The sequence below is a fragment of the Pseudomonas sp. S3_A09 genome, from assembly GCF_054668065.1.
Genome location: NZ_CP162752.1, coordinates 5,961,399 through 5,979,195, shown reverse-complemented (window position 1 = coordinate 5,979,195; position 17,797 = coordinate 5,961,399). Strand labels below are relative to the sequence as shown.

At 60.6% G+C, this 17,797-nt stretch carries 15 protein-coding genes and 1 pseudogene; 3 read left to right on the top strand and 13 right to left on the bottom strand.

Going from position 1 to position 17,797, the window contains the following annotated elements:
* The first annotated feature begins 384 nt into the window (after positions 1-384).
* Positions 385-5,253 carry an NAD-glutamate dehydrogenase gene (locus tag AB4N92_RS27760; RefSeq protein ID WP_010210045.1) on the top strand — a complete coding sequence of 1,623 codons (4,869 nt, stop codon included), beginning with the start codon at positions 385-387 and terminating at the stop codon, positions 5,251-5,253.
* 54 nt (positions 5,254-5,307) lie between these two features.
* Here the strand turns inward: AB4N92_RS27760 and AB4N92_RS27755 are convergent, their stop codons facing one another.
* The 4 genes and pseudogenes from AB4N92_RS27755 to AB4N92_RS27740 form a co-directional block, all read right to left on the bottom strand.
* Positions 5,308-5,928: a hypothetical protein gene (locus tag AB4N92_RS27755; protein WP_236267085.1), complete on the bottom strand. Its 621-nt coding sequence runs from the start codon at positions 5,926-5,928 to the stop codon at positions 5,308-5,310.
* A 120-nt stretch (positions 5,929-6,048) separates the two neighbouring features.
* Positions 6,049-6,742, bottom strand: a pseudogene (locus AB4N92_RS27750) (GntR family transcriptional regulator).
* Positions 6,743-6,759: 17 nt separating this feature from the next.
* Positions 6,760-7,461, bottom strand: coding sequence for a FadR/GntR family transcriptional regulator (locus tag AB4N92_RS27745; protein ID WP_010210048.1), 702 nt, complete (start codon positions 7,459-7,461; stop codon positions 6,760-6,762).
* A 172-nt stretch (positions 7,462-7,633) separates the two neighbouring features.
* Positions 7,634-8,959, bottom strand: coding sequence for a C4-dicarboxylate transporter DctA (locus AB4N92_RS27740; protein ID WP_175439684.1), 1,326 nt, complete (start codon positions 8,957-8,959; stop codon positions 7,634-7,636).
* A 217-nt stretch (positions 8,960-9,176) separates the two neighbouring features.
* Between AB4N92_RS27740 and AB4N92_RS27735 the strand changes: the two genes are divergently transcribed.
* Positions 9,177-9,806 (top strand): DNA-3-methyladenine glycosylase I, encoded by a 630-nt coding sequence (locus tag AB4N92_RS27735; protein WP_010210050.1) that lies wholly within the window; start codon positions 9,177-9,179, stop codon positions 9,804-9,806.
* 3 nt (positions 9,807-9,809) lie between these two features.
* On the opposite strand, the gene AB4N92_RS27730 is transcribed toward AB4N92_RS27735, so the two are convergent.
* Positions 9,810-10,211, bottom strand: coding sequence for a cupin domain-containing protein (locus tag AB4N92_RS27730; RefSeq protein WP_236267086.1), 402 nt, complete (start codon positions 10,209-10,211; stop codon positions 9,810-9,812).
* An 84-nt stretch (positions 10,212-10,295) separates the two neighbouring features.
* Positions 10,296-11,729 (bottom strand): MocR-like pyridoxine biosynthesis transcription factor PdxR, encoded by a 1,434-nt coding sequence (pdxR, locus tag AB4N92_RS27725; protein ID WP_010210053.1) that lies wholly within the window; start codon positions 11,727-11,729, stop codon positions 10,296-10,298.
* A gap of 154 nt (positions 11,730-11,883) precedes the next feature.
* Here pdxR and AB4N92_RS27720 point away from each other — a divergent pair, with 154 nt between their 5' ends.
* Positions 11,884-12,327 carry a carboxymuconolactone decarboxylase family protein gene (locus tag AB4N92_RS27720; protein WP_010210054.1) on the top strand — a complete coding sequence of 148 codons (444 nt, stop codon included), beginning with the start codon at positions 11,884-11,886 and terminating at the stop codon, positions 12,325-12,327.
* Here the strand turns inward: AB4N92_RS27720 and AB4N92_RS27715 are convergent, their stop codons facing one another.
* The 7 genes from AB4N92_RS27715 to AB4N92_RS27685 form a co-directional block, all read right to left on the bottom strand.
* Positions 12,328-13,095: an SDR family oxidoreductase gene (locus AB4N92_RS27715; protein ID WP_010210056.1), complete on the bottom strand. Its 768-nt coding sequence runs from the start codon at positions 13,093-13,095 to the stop codon at positions 12,328-12,330.
* Positions 13,096-13,104: 9 nt separating this feature from the next.
* Positions 13,105-14,172: a phosphotransferase family protein gene (locus AB4N92_RS27710; protein WP_021491554.1), complete on the bottom strand. Its 1,068-nt coding sequence runs from the start codon at positions 14,170-14,172 to the stop codon at positions 13,105-13,107.
* A gap of 129 nt (positions 14,173-14,301) precedes the next feature.
* The gene (locus tag AB4N92_RS27705; protein WP_236267087.1) at positions 14,302-15,255 is read right to left on the bottom strand and encodes a 2-hydroxyacid dehydrogenase; all 954 of its coding nucleotides are present in this window, start codon (positions 15,253-15,255) and stop codon (positions 14,302-14,304) included.
* 53 nt (positions 15,256-15,308) lie between these two features.
* A complete protein-coding gene (locus tag AB4N92_RS27700; protein ID WP_010210061.1) occupies positions 15,309-15,833 on the bottom strand; it encodes a cysteine hydrolase family protein in 525 nt (174 codons plus the stop codon).
* Between the two features lie 184 nt (positions 15,834-16,017).
* A complete protein-coding gene (locus tag AB4N92_RS27695; protein WP_010210063.1) occupies positions 16,018-16,611 on the bottom strand; it encodes a TetR/AcrR family transcriptional regulator in 594 nt (197 codons plus the stop codon).
* A 151-nt stretch (positions 16,612-16,762) separates the two neighbouring features.
* A complete protein-coding gene (locus AB4N92_RS27690; RefSeq protein ID WP_460128827.1) occupies positions 16,763-17,206 on the bottom strand; it encodes a hypothetical protein in 444 nt (147 codons plus the stop codon).
* Positions 17,207-17,250: 44 nt separating this feature from the next.
* On the bottom strand, positions 17,251-17,706 hold the full coding sequence (locus tag AB4N92_RS27685) for a DUF4822 domain-containing protein (protein WP_021491551.1): 456 nt from the start codon (positions 17,704-17,706) through the stop codon (positions 17,251-17,253).
* Positions 17,707-17,797 lie beyond the last annotated feature (91 nt).

The following is a 17,797-nucleotide window of genomic DNA, read 5'->3' as shown; positions in this document are numbered from 1 at the left end:
GGCAATATCAGTCATTTCTGGTACTCGCACGCCTTGAAATAGCCGGTTTTTTTGCCGGATGTTGCGGGTTGCCCAAGTCGCAACCCTACGCCTGCTTACCGATGACCGAATATGTCGCAGCGTCGCAAGCAGCTGGCTTCCCACACTCGTTAAGCTGCGCAACGGATGTGCCCTGTGCCGGGAGTCTGACCTGCCCGTCGTACCGTCGCCTGGTAAGGCGCATATCCAATGGAAGTTGTATGTGACCTGACTGTCTTGTCCAGCTTCACTCACCTGTCACGCTGAATTCGCTATGGTTAACCTGCGAACAGCGCTGACGGTCTCCCCGCAAGGGGATAACACGCGACGCTTCCATCAATAACAAGCCCAAGCGGAGTACCACAGATGGCGTTCTTCACCGCAGCCAGCAAGGCCGACTTCCAGCATCAACTGCAAGCGGCACTGGCGCAGCACATCAGTGAACAGGCACTGCCACAAGTGGCGCTGTTTGCTGAACAATTCTTCGGCATCATTTCCCTGGACGAACTGACCCAGCGTCGCCTTTCCGACCTGGCCGGTTGCACCCTCTCTGCGTGGCGCCTGCTTGAGCGCTTTGACCATACCCAACCGCAAGTGCGGGTCTACAACCCCGATTACGAACGTCATGGCTGGCAGTCGACCCATACCGCGGTTGAAGTGCTGCACCATGACCTGCCATTCCTGGTGGACTCGGTCCGTACCGAGCTGAACCGCCGCGGCTACAGCATCCACACCTTGCAGACCACCGTGCTCAGCGTACGCCGTGGCGCCAAGGGCGAGTTGCTGGAAATCCTGCCTAAAGGCACCCAGGGCGAAGGCATCCAGCAAGAATCGCTGATGTACCTGGAAATCGACCGCTGCGCCAACGCCGCCGAACTGAACGTGCTGAGCAAAGAGCTTGAGCAGGTGCTGGGCGAAGTGCGCGTGGCCGTGGCCGATTTCGAGCCGATGAAAGCCAAGGTCCAGGACCTGCTGGCCGGTATCGACGCCAGCCAGTTCAGCATCGACGGCGAAGAAAAAGCCGAGATCAAGAACTTCCTGGAATGGCTGGTGGGCAACCACTTTACCTTCCTGGGATATGAAGAATTCGTGGTACGTGACGAGGCGGATGGCGGTCATATCGAATATGACGCCGATTCCTTCCTCGGCCTGACCAAGCTGCTGCGCGCCGGCCTCACCGCCGACGACCTGCGCATCGAAGACTACGCCGTGGCCTACCTGCGTGAGCCGACCGTGCTGTCGTTCGCCAAGGCCGCGCACCCGAGCCGTGTACACCGTCCGGCGTACCCGGACTACGTGTCGATCCGTGAGATCAGCGCCGACGGCAAAGTGATCAAGGAACACCGCTTCATGGGCCTGTACACCTCCTCGGTGTATGGCGAAAGCGTGCGGGTTATTCCGTACATCCGTCGCAAGGTCGCGGAAATCGAACGCCGCTCCGGCTTCCAGCCCAAGGCTCACCTGGGCAAGGAGCTGGCTCAAGTCGTTGAAGTGCTGCCACGCGACGACCTGTTCCAGACCCCGGTCGACGAATTGTTCAGCACTGTGATGTCCATCGTGCAGATCCAGGAACGCAACAAGATCCGCGTGTTCCTGCGCAAGGACCCGTACGGTCGTTTCTGCTACTGCCTGGCCTACGTGCCGCGCGACATCTATTCCACCGAAGTGCGCCAGAAGATCCAGCAAGTGCTGATGGATCGCCTGAAGGCCTCGGACTGCGAATTCTGGACCTTCTTCTCCGAATCCGTGCTGGCCCGTGTGCAGCTGATTCTGCGGGTTGACCCGAAGAACCGTCTGGACATCGACCCGCTGCAACTGGAAAAAGAAGTGGTGCAGGCCTGCCGCAGCTGGCAGGACGACTACTCCAGCCTTGTCGTCGAAAGCTTCGGCGAAGCCCACGGCACCAACGTGCTGGCTGACTTCCCGAAAGGCTTCCCGGCCGGCTACCGCGAGCGCTTCGCCGCGCATTCCGCCGTGGTCGACATGCAGCACCTGCTGAGCCTGACCGAAGCCAACCCGCTGGTGATGAGCTTCTACCAGCCGCTGGGCCAGGTTTCCGGCCAGCGCGAGCTGCATTGCAAGCTCTACCACGCCGACACCCCGCTGGCGCTGTCCGACGTGTTGCCGATCCTGGAAAACCTCGGCCTGCGCGTGCTGGGCGAGTTCCCGTACCGTCTACGCCATGCCAATGGCCGTGAGTTCTGGATCCATGACTTCGCGTTCATCGCCGCCGAAGGCGTGAACCTGGACATCCAGCAACTGAACGACACCCTGCAGGATGCGTTCGTGCACATCGTGCATGGCGACGCCGAGAACGATGCGTTCAACCGCCTGGTACTGACCGCGGGCCTGCCTTGGCGCGATGTGGCGCTGCTGCGTGCCTATGCCCGTTACCTGAAGCAGATCCGCCTGGGCTTCGACCTGGGTTACATCGCCAGCACCCTGAACAACCACACCGACATCGCCCGCGAGTTGACCCGGTTGTTCAAGACCCGCTTCTACCTGGCGCGCAAGCTGACCGCCGACGACCTGGAAGACAAGCAGCAACGCCTGGAACAAGCGATTCTCAGCGCCCTGGACGATGTCCAGGTGCTCAACGAAGACCGCATCCTGCGTCGCTACCTGGACCTGATCAAGGCCACGCTGCGCACCAACTTCTACCAGACCGACGCCAACGGCCAGAACAAGTCGTACTTCAGCTTCAAGTTCGACCCACGCGCCATTCCTGAACTGCCGAAGCCCGTGCCGAAGTTTGAAATCTTCGTGTACTCGCCACGCGTGGAAGGCGTGCATCTGCGTTTCGGCAACGTCGCTCGCGGCGGCCTGCGCTGGTCCGACCGTGAAGAAGACTTCCGGACCGAAGTGCTCGGCCTGGTAAAAGCCCAGCAGGTGAAGAACTCGGTCATCGTGCCTGTGGGTGCGAAGGGCGGCTTCCTGCCGCGTCGCCTGCCATTGGGCGGCAGCCGCGACGAGATCGCGGCCGAGGGCATCGCCTGCTACCGCATCTTCATTTCGGGCCTGTTGGACATCACCGACAACCTGAAGGATGGCGCCCTGGTGCCGCCGGCCAACGTCGTGCGCCATGACGACGATGACCCGTACCTGGTCGTCGCAGCGGACAAGGGCACCGCGACCTTCTCCGACATCGCCAACGGTATCGCCATCGACTACGGCTTCTGGCTGGGTGACGCGTTCGCGTCCGGTGGTTCCGCCGGTTACGACCACAAGAAAATGGGCATCACCGCCAAAGGCGCGTGGGTTGGCGTGCAGCGTCACTTCCGTGAGCGCGGCATCAATGTGCAGGAAGACAGCATCACCGTGGTCGGCGTTGGTGACATGGCCGGTGACGTATTCGGTAACGGCCTGTTGATGTCCGACAAGCTGCAACTGGTCGCGGCGTTCAACCACCTGCATATCTTCATCGATCCAAACCCGAACCCGGCCACCAGCTTCGTCGAGCGTCAGCGCATGTTCGAGCTGCCGCGTTCGGCCTGGACCGACTACGACACCAGCATCATGTCCGAAGGCGGCGGTATCTTCTCGCGCAGCGCGAAGAGCATTGCCATCTCGCCACAGATGAAAGAACGCTTCGACATTTCCGCCGACAAGCTGACCCCGACCGAACTGCTGAACGCCTTGCTCAAGGCGCCGGTGGACCTGTTGTGGAACGGCGGTATCGGGACCTACGTCAAGGCCAGCACCGAAAGCCATGCCGATGTAGGCGACAAGGCCAACGACGCGCTGCGCGTCAACGGCAACGAGTTGCGCTGCAAGGTCGTGGGCGAGGGCGGTAACCTCGGCATGACCCAACTGGGTCGTGTGGAATTCGGCCTCAATGGCGGCGGTTCCAACACCGACTTCATCGACAACGCCGGTGGCGTGGACTGCTCCGACCACGAAGTGAACATCAAGATCCTGCTCAACGAAGTGGTGCAGGCGGGTGACATGACCGACAAGCAACGCAACCAGTTGCTGGCGAGCATGACGGACGAAGTCGGCAACCTGGTGTTGGGCAACAACTACAAGCAGACCCAGGCCCTGTCCCTGGCTGCGCGCCGTGCCTATGAGCGTGCCGCCGAGTACAAACGCCTGATGAGCGACTTGGAAGGCCGTGGCAAGCTGGACCGTGCCATCGAGTACCTGCCGACCGAGGAGCAGCTCACCGAGCGCGCCGCGACTGGCAAGGGCCTGACCCGTCCGGAACTGTCGGTGCTGATCTCGTACAGCAAGATCGACCTCAAGGAAGCGCTGCTCAAGTCCCTGGTGCCGGATGACGAGTACCTGACCCGTGACATGGAAACCGCGTTCCCTCCGAGCCTGGTCGCCAAGTTCTCCGAGGCCATGCGTCGCCACCGTCTGAAGCGTGAGATCGTCAGCACCCAGATCGCCAACGACCTGGTCAACCACATGGGCATCACCTTCGTTCAGCGGCTCAAAGAGTCCACCGGCATGAGCCCGGCGAACGTGGCCGGCGCCTATGTGATCGTGCGTGACATCTTCCACCTCCCGCACTGGTTCCGCCAGATCGAAGCCCTGGACCACCAGGTTTCCGCTGATGTGCAACTGGAGCTGATGGATGAGCTGATGCGCCTGGGCCGCCGCGCTACGCGCTGGTTCCTGCGCAGCCGTCGCAACGAGCAGGACGCTGGTCGTGACACCGCGCATTTCGGTCCGCACCTGGCGGCGTTGGGCCTCAAGCTCGACGAACTGCTGGAAGGCCCGACCCGTGAAGGCTGGCAGAACCGCTACGGCAAATACACCGAAGCCGGTGTGCCGGAGTTGTTGGCGCGTATGGTTGCCGGTACGACGCACCTGTACACCTTGCTGCCAATCATCGAAGCGGCTGACGTGACCGGGCACGATGCCGCCGAAGTGGCCAAGGCCTACTTCGCCGTCGGCAGCGCCCTGGACCTGCCCTGGTACCTGCAGCAGATCAGTGATCTGCCGGTGGCCAACAACTGGCAAGCCCAGGCCCGCGAGGCCTTCCGCGACGACGTGGACTGGCAGCAGCGCGCGATCACTATCTCCGTCCTGCAAATGGCCGATGCGCCGCAAGACATGGAAGCCCGCGTGGCCCTGTGGCTTGAGCAGCACAAGGACATGGCCGATCGTTGGGTGGCGATGATGGTTGAGATTCGTGCCGCTGTGGGTACGGACTACGCCATGTACGCGGTGGCCAACCGTGAGTTGCTGGACCTGGCGTTGAGCGGCCAGTCGGCGTTGCAAGCGGTTTGATTTAACTGCAAGACAGAAAGCCCCGTATCTTGAGATACGGGGCTTTTTTTTGACTTAAAAACTGGCATGACCCAGGCAAGGCTGGATGACTCTTTTCAAGCCGTTGTTATTGACTGGTAATAAGAAGGTCGCGGTCAGCGGCTTGTCGCCTTCGTTGGCAGGCGCTATTGAGAGTTTTAGTGTTTGACCGCGTGAGGCATCGCTGGCCCAGTAGGCTAATTCGTCAGGCGCAACGGCAGTACTGAGCGCAAATACCGTTCCGATCTGGAACGCCCCGCCGTAGGTCCAGACACCGTTTACCGGGTGATCGATGGCGGTGCGTGTTGCCGTGGTGATGCGCAATGGCCCATTTGCGCTGGCGTCTGGACCTTCGAATGGCGCCGCGTCAAAGCCCAGCGAGGCCGGCGTGATCTGCAGTGCAACGCTGGCCGTCGGGCTTTGCGGGGAGCAACTGATCTCAAGGCTGGCCTTGACGTGATAGTCGCCGTAAGCGCTGCCGCCGAAAGTGCGGGCGGTTAGCATCGGGCTATCGGCGTAGGGTTGTTCAAGCAGCCAGACGGGGGCTGCCGGGGTGATGATGTAAGTCCCGGCCGTTAACGCGTCGCCCGCCCATACATAGGCATTGAACTGCGGAATGAAGAGGGCGGTGACCAGTGCGAAAGTGAGGGCTTGCATAACGCTATTCATCCGAGTTCAAGGCTGTAGGGATGAATACAATTGTGCAGTGCCATGACCCTCCGGGCTGTCGGCGATTTCGGAGATCACCGCTGTATTCGTAGTCAGTCAGGGTGGGCTTTATGGCACAGCCTGGCTCAGCAATTTGGCTTCCAGGTGATCCAGGTGTTGGGTCATCAGCGTCACCGCGGTGGTTGAGTCGCGCCGCTCCACCGCATCCACAATCGCCGCATGCTCCTGCCACGCGCAATACGTGCAGGCTTTGGCTTCAAATTGCGCAATGATCAACGAGGTCAGTGGCACCAGGCTGTTGAGAAACTGTGCCAGCGGTGCATTGCCCGCCACGGCCGCCAGTTGCAGATGGAATTCCCCGGATAACCGAATCGCCGGTCCACGCTGATCACGCTCAATGTACTCGCGTTCCCGTGCGATCAGCTCGCGCAACTGGCGGATCTGTAGGGGTGTTGCTTGCGCACAGGCCAATTGCACCACGGTGATTTCTGTCAGTCGCCGCGCTTCCAGAATCTGCCGCGCCTGCTGCGTGTCCGGCGCTGCCACCTGGGCGCGCTGGTTGGGGCGCAGGAGGATCACTTGCTGATGGGAAAGCTTTGCCAGGACGCGGCGAATCACACTGCGGCTCACGCCAAAGATCTCGCCCAGGCCTTCTTCGGTAAAGCGGCTGGCCGGGGCGATACGCTGTTCCAGGATGGCGTCGAACAATCGCGGATAGATGTCGTCCACCGAAGGCTTTTTTACCGGCGACCAGACGCAGGGTTGGGAGGATAGGGTCGTAGTGCAAGGCGCGAGCGGTCATGGCCTGTCTCCAAAAAGTCAGCTGCCCAGATGGTCGTCCGGGATGTTCAAGCGAATGCCCATGCGCAGGCCTTCCTGAAGGATGTGGCGACGCATTTCGGCGCTGGCCAGGGCGCTGTTCTTGTTGCGGATGGCGCGCACAACGGCTTCATTTTCCTGCAGGCGTTCGGCCAGGTGCTCTGGCGAGTTGCGCAGCACCTGGGCGCTTTGCTTGAGTGCGTTGCTGGTCTGTTGCACCACGTTCTGGAAGATCGGGTTGGAAGTGAGGGCAAACAGCTCTTCGTGAAAACCGATGTAGGCGTTCATTCCGGCCTCTGCGTCGCCGGCGTCGAGGGCCTCGCGCATGTCCATCAAGGTCAGGCGCAGTTGGCCCACCTCTTTGCTGCTGATGGACTGGGCCACCAGGCCGACAATGAAGGGCTCGAGGGTGTAGCGCAGTTGCAGGATGTCTTCCAGGCTGGCGTCGGCCACCGCGTCGCTGGCGTGCGGTTCGCTGATATTGGTCTCCAATACCACCACGCCCTTGCCGGGCATGGAGCGCACCAGGCCGAGCGTTTCCAGCACGATCACCGCCTCACGCAGGCTGGGGCGGCTGATACCCATTTGTTCGGCCAGTTCGCGTTGGCCGGGCAGCATTTCGCCGCGACGCCACTGCCCGCGGGCCAGCGCGGCGCGGAGTTTTTCTACGACTGAATTGACGACGGTTGAGGTGCTGATCACGCCGTTACCTCCTTGATGTTGCGAACAGGGTTGTCAAATTGACGACGGTTAAAATGTGGGAGCGGGCTTGCTCGCGAAAGCAGTGTGTCAGTCACCCCATTTGCAGGCTGAACTACCGCATTCGCGAGCAAGCCCGCTCCCACATCTTGGCCTGTGTCGCTCATGAAATGGATCAAAACTCCTGATGCGCCGGCACGACCGGCTTCTTGGCCTGGAAGGCATAGCCTTGCTGGCCGTCCAGCACCTTGTTGGCGCGCTGGATATCGATGTCTTTTTCCCAGCGGGCGATGGCGACGGTGGCGACGCAGTTGCCGATCAAGTTAGTCAACGCGCGACCGATGCCCATGAACCAATCCACCGCCAGCACCAGCACCAGGCCCACCACCGGGATCGCAGGGATCGCCGTGAGGGTCGCCGCCAGGATCACCAGCGCCGAGCCGGGAATCCCGTGGGCGCCTTTGGAGGTGATCAACGACACCAGCAGAATGGTCAGCAGATCCGTCATCGATAGCGGTGTGCCGGTGGCATTGGCGATAAACACGATGGCCAGCGTCAGGTAGATGGAAAAGCCGTCGAGGTTGAACGAGTACCCCGTCGGAATCACCAGGCCCACGGTAGAACTGCCGATGCCCAGGTGTTCGAGTTTACGCATGATCTGTGGCAGCACGGCGTCGGAGGAGGCGGTGCCCATCACAATCAGCAGTTCTTCACGCAGGTACTTGAGCAGCGGCAACATGCGCAGCCCCGACAGGCGCATCACCAGACCGAGGATCAGCCCGACGAAGGCAAAGCACGTCAAGTAGAACAGGCCCACCAAACTGCCCAGGTGTTGCAGGGAGTCCAGCCCGTAGGTGCTGGTGGTGAAGGCGATTGCGCCGAACACACCGATTGGCGCCAGGCGCACAATCATGCCCATGATGCGAAAGATGATGTGGCTCAGTTCGTTGATCAGTCGCGAGATGCCCGAGGCTGCTTCGCCGACCAGGTTCAACGCACTGCCGAACAGCACCGAGAACAGCAGCACTTGCAGCACGTTGTTGTCGGCAAAGGCGCCGATCACCGAGTTGGGGATCAGGTCCATGAGGAACTGGCTGGTGCCACGGATGTGCTGACCCTTGTCTGCCAGTTCATTCAAGCCGGCCGACGACAGTTGTTCCAGATGGATATTGGCGCCGGTGCCGATACCGGTGCTGAAGGCCATCACCAGGCCGATCACCAGAGCGACGGTGGTGAGGATTTCAAAGTAGATCACGGACTTGAGGCCGATGCGCCCGACTTTCTTCAGGTCGCCGGCGCCGGAAATGCCGCTGACCACCACGCAGAACACGATCAGGCCGATCAGCATCTTGATCAGCTTGATAAAACCGTCACCCAGGGGTTTGAGTTGCGAGGAGAATTCGGGAAGGGTCAGGCCGCAGATTATGCCGAGCATCAGGCCAATCACGACTTGCAGGAAAATCGAACGCGAGCACCATCTGAGCATGGGAGGGATCTCTATTCGGTGCCCTGGTGGTTCCAGGGCTTAATTGTTGTGGTCTTACCGGTAAGTCCAGTGCGGGGCCAGTCTACGCCCGGTATTTTTGAAATCACAAGCAATTATTTGGCGGTTGACAGGTCCCGGTCTGACCAGTTGGACGGTAAGGTCGAGGCTTGAGCGGTTGGCGCGGTGGAAATTTTTTCGCTTATCATCCACCGCTCGGCACGTGAGGTGATGGATGGACACACCAGGACTGACCACTGACGACACCGGGCAGACCCACTGCACCTGGCGCATGGCCGCGCCGGAATACCCGCGTTATCACGACCAGGAGTGGGGCGTGCCGGTGGCGGATGATATTCAGCTGTACGAGAAGATCTGCCTGGAGGGCTTTCAGGCTGGCATGGCGTGGATCACCATCCTGCGTAAGCGTGAGCAGTTCCGCGTGGCGTTCGAGGGTTTTGATTTTCGCCGTGTGGCGCACTATGGAGAGGCGGATATTGCGCGGCTTATGCAGGACCCGGGCATTGTGCGCAATCGGGCCAAAATCGTTTCCACCATCAACAACGCACGCAGGGCCTGTGAGCTGGTGGATGAGACCGGTTCCCTGGCGCGCTGGTTGTGGGCGTTTGAGCCCGGTGAAGATGAGCGCCCGACCGTGGTGGACATGGCTTATTGGACGGGCAACCCCACTTCACCGGCTTCGGTGCGTTTGTCGAAGGCCTTGAAGAAGCGCGGTTGGACGTATGTGGGCCCGACCACGATGTATGCGTTGATGCAGGCGATGGGCATGGTCAATGATCACTTGGAAGGCTGTGTGTGCCGGCCACGGATCGAAGACCTGCGCCGGCAGTTCCAGCGACCTTGAGGCTTACTGCTGGAGCGGCGTCAGCACTTCAGCGTTGTCATCCAGCACCATCACCACCAGCAATCTGGCCGGTTTTGTCTGGCTGGCATTGCTCGACTCAAAGTGTCGCGAACCCGCAGGTTCGTAGAACGATTCGCCGACCTGGTAGGTTCTCGCTTTCTCATCATTCACCCGCGAAGTGATCGCGCCTTCCAGCACATAAGCCACGGCAGTGCCGGTGTGGCTGTGGGGCATGGTGGCCTGGCCTGGGGCGTAATCGACGGTGAGCATAATGGTTTTCTTGCCGGGCACATTGGTCAAGGCATGGGTTTGAAGCACCTTGATCAACTCCTGGTTGTAAACCGGTTCGTGGGCAAAGGCGCCGAGCGAGGCGAGCATCAGCGAGGCAGCGAGCAATCGTTTCATGGTGAGGTTTCCGAGTCATTCGAGACCTCTTCACCCTACGCCGCCGTGCCTGGGGGACCAATGACCAATCCGGAGGAAAATCCACTAGCCAATCTGCAGCAGGATATCGCGTACCTTATCCAGCGCCGGGTCGATGTCCAGGGTCTCGATGGCGCCGAAACCGATGATCAGGCCAGGACGTATGGGCGCATCGTGGAAGAACACGTCCAGGGGGTACACGCCCACTTCTACCCGGCGTGCCAGTTCCATCAGCAACGGGATGTTCACCGGCACCTTGCACAACGCCGCCATGTGGAACCCGGCCACGGTAGGCACCGCTTCGAACCAGGGCGACAAGTCGCCCGCCAGGCGTTGCAGGATGCGTTCACGGCGCCCGGCGTAAACCGTGTGGCAGCGGCGGATATGCTTGAGCAAGTAGCCTTCACTGATGAATTTGGCCAAGGCCCATTGCGGCAGCGTCGAGCTGTGCTGATCGGTCAATTGCTTGGCCTTGAGGACCGCGCCGTAAATGGCCGGCGGCAGCACCGCGTAACCCAGGCGCAACTCCGGCAGCAAGGTTTTCGAGAAGGTGCCGACGTAGGCCACCACGCCACGGGTGTCCAGGCTTTGCAGGGAGTCGGTGGGCCGCCCCTCGTAGCGAAATTCGCTGTCGTAGTCGTCTTCGATAATGATCGCACCCAGCTCGAACGCTCGCGCCAGCAAGGCTTCACGGCGCGCTGGGCTCATCGGCATGCCGAGGGGAAATTGGTGGGAGGGCGTCACGTAGATCAGTCGTGTGCCGTCGGGAATTCGGTCGACGCGAATGCCCTGTTCATCCACCGGCACGCTGACGACGCTGGCGCCCATCGCCATGAACATCTGGCGTGCGGGGCTGTAGCCGGGGTCTTCCATGGCAACGAGGCTGCCCGGTTCCAGCACCACGCGGGCGATCAGGTCCAGCGCCTGCTGTGCACCGTTCGTGACCACGATGTCGCTGTCACGGCAGTTGACCCCGCGGGAGAACGCGATGTGTCCGGCGATGGCGCTGCGCAGCGCCGGCAAGCCTTCGGGCTGGCTGTAGAAACCGCTGTTCTGGGCGATGCGCCGTAAGGCGTCCTGGGTACAGCGACGCCACTCATCCTGGGGGAACTGGTTGCGGCTGGTGGCACCGCCGATAAATTCGTAACGCAGCGTGCTGTCACGGGTGGGGTGACGCATCGGGGAGGGCAGTGACTGCCACTTCGCGAGGTTGGCGGCGCAGGCCAGGTCGGTGGCGCCTTGCTGGCGTTCAGTCTGTGGCGCTCGGGCATTGACGAAGGTGCCACGGCCGGTCTTGCCGATCAGTAATCCTTCGTAGGTCAGGGTGGCGTAGGTGTCCGACACGGTCTTGCGCGACACCCCCAGCTGTTGGGCGAGCAAGCGGCTGGGCGGCAACTGCGCACCGGCGGCCAGGCGCCCGGAGCCGATGGCTTCACGCAACTGTTGATACAACTGTTCGGCCAGATCCTTGCGGCCGTTAATGACAACGTGCAATTCCATGTCTTACCCCGTGCATTCACTCGGGCCAAGAGTACGCGCGCATGCCGCAGGTGCAAAATGGTCTCTGCATAAACCGGCTGATTGGCTATAGGGCTTATGTCGTGTGGGCTCTAGGCTGGACTGTGATTGCACCCACTGACAGAGAACCATCGCCATGGAACCCCGCCTGGATTACTACACCGCCTCGCCGCAAGCGCTCAAAGGCATGCTTATGCTGGAGGCGACGACCTTCGGCTTGTCCATCGAAAAGCACTTGCTGGAGCTGATCAAGATCCGGGTCTCGCAGCTTAACCACTGTGGTTTCTGTACAGATATGCACTCGATGGCGGCACGTCAGCGCGGCGAGACCGAGCGGCGCTTGTTCGCGGTGTGCGTATGGCGTGATTCGCCGTTCTTCACGGCACGGGAAAAGGCCGCGTTGGCTTGGAGTGAAACAGTCGCGACGTTGCCGACCTCGACGGTATCGGATGAACTGTTCGCCGCCGTGCGGTTGGAGTTCAGCGAGCAGGAACTGGTGGACCTGACCATGGCGGTGTCCAGCATCAGTGGCTGGAACCGCCTGGCAGTGAGTTTTCGGCAGCCGCCGCCAAATGCTTGATCAGGACAGGAAGCCACCGTCCACATTCAGTGACACGCCGGTGGTGTAGCTCGATGCATCGCTGGCCAGGAACAGCACCGCGCCGGCCATCTCGCTCGGGTCGGCCACGCGCTTGAGCGGGATCTGCGCCAGGGCCATTTTCAGGATCGCATCGTTCTTCACCAGCGCCGAGGCGAACTTGGTGTCAGTCAGGCCCGGCAGCAGCGCGTTGCAGCGAATGCCGAATGCCGCGCATTCCTTGGCGAACACCTTCGTCATGTTGATCACGGCAGCCTTGGTCACCGAGTAGATGCCCTGGAACACGCCCGGGGAGATTCCGTTGATCGACGCGACGTTGATGATGCTGCCGCCACCGTTCTCGCGCATCAGCTTGCCGGCTTCCACGGACATGAAAAAGTAGCCACGGATATTCACGTCAACGGTCTTCTGGAATGCACCGAGGTCGGTGTCCAGCACGTTGCAGAACTGCGGGTTGGTCGCTGCGTTGTTGACCAGGATATCCAGGCGGCCGAACTGCTCGCGGATGCCGGCAAATACCTGGGTAATCTGCTCCATTTCACCGATATGGCAGGCCACCGCAGTGGCCTTGCCACCGTCGGCGATGATCGCATCAGCCACGTGCTGGCAGCCTTCCAGCTTGCGACTGGACACGATCACGTGGGCGCCTTGCTGGGCCAGCAACTTGGCGATGGCCTCGCCGATGCCACGGCTGGCACCGGAAACAAAAGCGATTTTGCCGTCGAGGTCGAACAGGTGGGTCTTGGACATAGCGGTTCCTTAAAGGGACGATTTGCTGATGACGTTCAGGCTCATCTGCTCCAGCAGCTTGTTCATGTGAATGAACTGCGCAAAGCGTTTGTCCTGGGTCTGGCCATGGAAGAAGCGGTAGTAGATCTGCTGCACGATGCCGGCCAGGCGGAACAGGCCGTAGGTGTAATAGAAATCGAAGTTGTCGATCTGGATGCCCGCGCGCTCGGCGTAATAGTCGACGAATTGACGGCGGGTGAGCATGCCGGGCGCGTTGCTCGGCTGGCGACGCATAAGTTGCACCGGCGCTGGGTCGGCCGCTTCGATCCAGTAGGCGAGGGTGTTGCCCAGGTCCATGAGCGGGTCGCCGAGGGTGGTCAGCTCCCAGTCCAGCACGCCGATGATCTGCATCGGGTTGTGCGGGTCAAGAATCACGTTATCGAAGCGGTAGTCGTTGTGCACGATGCTTGAGGTCGGGTGGTCGGCCGGCATCTTGTCATTGAGCCAGGTGCGTACGGTTTCCCAGCTTGGCGCGTCGGGGGTCAGGGCTTTTTCGTAGCGGTCGCTCCAGCCACGGATCTGGCGCGCCACATAGCCTTCGGGTTTACCCAGGTCGCCCAGCCCACAGGCGCTGTAGTCGACCTGGTGCAGCTCGACGAACTTGTCGATAAAACTCTTGCAGAGTGCCTCGGTCTTGGTTGCGTCCAGGCCCAGTTCGGCTGGGAGGTCGGAGCGCAGGATGATGCCGTTGACGCGCTCCATCACGTAGAACTCGGCGCCGATCACCGACTCGTCGGTGCAATGCACGTAGGCTTTGGGGCAATACGGGAAGCCGTCTTTGAGCTGGTTGAGAATGCGGTATTCACGGCCCATGTCATGGGCGGACTTGGCTTTGTGGCCAAAGGGTGGGCGTCGCAGCACGAATTCCTGACCGGGGTATTCCAGCAGGTAGGTCAGGTTCGACGCACCGCCCGGAAACTGGCTGATCGTGGGCGTGCCGCTCAGGCCCGGGATATAGGCCTTGAGGTAGGGATCGATCAGGCTGGCATCAAGTTCTTCGCCTGGGCGAATCTGGGTCGATTGGTCGTTCAGCGCCATGCTTATCCCTTCTGCTTATTCTAAAGGCCTCGGACTATTTCCTAATCTAATGCGCACCACCGCCCAGCGACAAGGTCGGGGCGGCTTAATAGGTTAGCGTGTTGGACGATGATCAGCGTGCCTGATCGGTCATTTAGTGGGCGGGGGCAGGGCGACCGGCGTGAGCACCGGGCGGCCGGCGAAGTATTCCACCAGGTTGTCGGCCACGCGCTGCACAGTGTCGTGGGCGGCCTCTGGCGACAAGCCGGCCACATGCGAAGTGAGCACGGTATTGCTGAGCTTCTTGAGAGCATCGGGCACTTGGGGTTCGTCGTCGAACACATCCAGTGCTGCGCCACCGATGCGGCGTTGTTCAAGGGCGGCGACCAGGTCGGCGGTCACCACTACGCTGCCACGGCCGATGTTGACCAGGTAGCCGTTCGGGCCAAGCGCATCCAAGGCGTGGCGATCGATCAGGTGGCGCGTGCTGGCGCCACCGGGCGTGGCCAGGATCAGGAAATCCGAGGTGCGCGCCAGTTCCACCGCCGTGGCGCAGTAGGTGTAGTCGACGTCGTCGCGTGGCTGGCGGTTGTGATAACTCACCTCCATGCCGAAGCCCTGGGACGCACGCTTGGCGATTTCCAGGCCCACCGCACCCAGGCCGAGGATGCCCAGTTGCTTGCCGCCCAGGGACGGGCGCATCACCTTGGGCCATTCACCGCGGCGTACGGCGACGTCGGTCTGCGGGATGCCGCGCACCAGCGAGAGCAGTAATGCCATGGCGTGATCGGCCACCGATGGCGCATTCACCCCTGCGCCATTGGTCACGACGATCCAGCGATTGCTGGCGGCTTGCAGGTCTACGTGTTCGTAGCCGGCACCGATCACGCAGATGATTTCCAGCTGGGGCAGGGCGGCGATTTCCTCGGCGTACAAGCCCAGCGGGCCACGGGTCAGCACGGCCTTGATCTGGCTGCCGTGGGCCTTGATGGCTTCGGCGCGTTCGGCGGGTGTCGGTGCCAGAATCACATGAAAGTCATTGCCCTCGATGATGGGCAGGTATTCATTGATGGTTTCAACCAGGACCAGAACAGTGGCGGTCATCGGAAGGCTCTTCCTGAAGGGTTTGAGGGGCTGAGTATGCCGTATTTGAGCGCTCAGAAGCTGATCTCGACGGCGCTTGCACGCGTCACAAACGCGCCGGCCAGGGTGGCATTGTGGTGTTCGATAATCGCCTCGGCCTTCAGCGCCGGCGTGTCCATGCAGGTATGACCGTCTTCTGGCAGTACCACCGAAAACCCCAGTTCCACGGCGACCCGGCAGGTGGTGTCGATGCAGAACTGGGTTTTCATGCCTGCAATCACCAGCTCGTTGACCCGCGCAGCTCTCAATTGCTGTTCCAGGTCCGTGCCCAGGAAGCAACTGGGGCGGGTCTTGTTGAACAGGTGATCGCGGGATTCGTCTACCTCCAGTTCATGCCACAGCTGCCAGAGCGGGCTGCCGGCTTCAATCGGTGAGCCGGCCGGGCCGGTGTGGCGAGCCACGAAGATCGGGGCGCCGGCATCGCGCGCGCGTGCTATCAATTGGTTGAGGGTGGCGAGTACGCGTTCGCGCTCGAAGGGTTTTTCCGGACCGTCGTATAAACCGGTTTGCATGTCGATGATCAGCAGGGCGTCAGCCATGGTGTTGCTCCTTGTGATTGCCACATGGGCGGAGCAATAAAAAGGCCCCGTCCATTGCTGGCGGGGCCTTGGGTTGAATCTGTGAAGTGTCTAGCTCAAGCACTCACAGCCACCGCGCGACCCGCCGGAAGCGGTCGTGGTGGTGGTACGGGTGAGGGCGAGCTGGATAAGGTTCATGGGCCGATCATGCTGGGACGGGTGAAGGGCTGTCAACGGGTAACAGGGCCTTTCGTGCAGCAATCAGGAATTCATCCGACAGGTCATTGCCACGTGTCGCACGTGCCAGTGTCACTGCTCCGATCATCATTGCGTACTTTGCGAGCAGGGCCTGGCGGTCTTCATCGTGCAACTGCGCGAATATATCCAGCGACTTTTCGACGCCTTCGATAAACGTATGTTGCAAGGCCGTGTCGGCGGGCTCATGGCACATGTCCGGGGCGAATGCCGACACTGGGCAGCCGTCTCCGGGGTTATCGCGATGGGTGGCGGTCAAATAAGGCCCCATCACGGCCTCACGGGCCGCCTGCTGATCTACGCTGCGATCGATTTTTGCCTGCCAGCCCAAGTTCGCTTGCTCGAATGCCTGCTGGCAAGCTTCGGTGGCGAGGGCTTCCTTGGAGGCGAAGTGCCCGTAGAAACCGCCGTGGGTCAGGCCGGCTGCAGCCATGACGTCCGACAGGCTGATACCGTGCAAGCCGCGTTCGCGAAACAGGTGCGTGGCGGCCTCGACGATGATTTCGCGGTTGAGTTCGGCTTGTTTGCGTGAAACGCGAGGCATGGCAGGGCTCACAGGAAGAAGGGCGGGTGCTGTATGAAAACTACAGGAATGGGTGCCATTCTTAAATAGATTTATGCGGGCATGTATTATTCCCGAGAGGCCGCTCCGTTGCGCCCCTTTTGCGCATTGGGGCGCAACCGCTGTCAGGCGATCACTGTTGGGCGCTGCGTCGCGCCTTGTCTTGCTCTGCCTGTGCAATAGGCATGAAATTGTAGGTAGGAAAAAATTCCGTGGTGTACACCCCCCACGCGCTGTTTTCGATTGCCAGGTTGACCTCTGCCAGGCGCGAGGCCGGGAGACGGAGCACGACGACCTGTCCAATGCCAATGGTGATGTTCCAACTCAGTACTTCCACCCCGGGCGGTGGAAATACCGCGTGGAACGCTTGCCTGGCCAGTTGCGTTTTTAACTCGCCCAAGGGGCGGGATTGATCATGTTTAAGAAATACGGTCAACATGACGGCGTTATCGGCAGTGATGGGCGTAGTCTTTTCATTCAGCGCAACAGCGGTTTGTGCAGTCGCTGAAACTGGCAATAGCGCGGCGGCCAGTAGTGCAGGTAATAACAATAAATGGAGAGGGTTACGTTTATTCATGGTTGGGCACCTTGCTCATTGTTGTTTGTATTGGCGATGTTTGATTAATTCGACATGGCGGTCTTGATTGGACCTTTATAGGGGGCGTGCACGACATAGATACGTACGGGCGGTTGCGTGGGGATCATGTTGCGCGGTACTTCGCGAGAGTAAGTGAATTCACGGTTATCAAGTTTCTCCAGGCGCCTGACGATTGTTCTGTTCGGGCCGAGATCAGGGAACAGGATATGGGTCTTGCGGTCTCCCGTGACCATGAAATACCCGCCGCCGCCATCGGCATGCTTTGAACGGCCGGTGTCGGTGTAGAAGAATTCATAGCGATTGCGCAGTGGATCCCACATTGATATGCCAACGACGCCGGGGTAGTTGGCCTTGACGTCTTTGTCCGGTTCCCCCTCAACATAGACTTTGGTGGTCAACCATTGCGCAGAAGAGGCCAGCGCTTGAATGTCCGCTTCAGGTTCCAGCTGTTCTGCACTATTGGCGTGCGCGCTGAACATGCATGAGAGTAACAGACTGATGAGCACACATTTAAATCTTCGCATTGTCGAATTCCTGTTGTTTTCAATAAGCGACGTTGTTTTTTTGTGG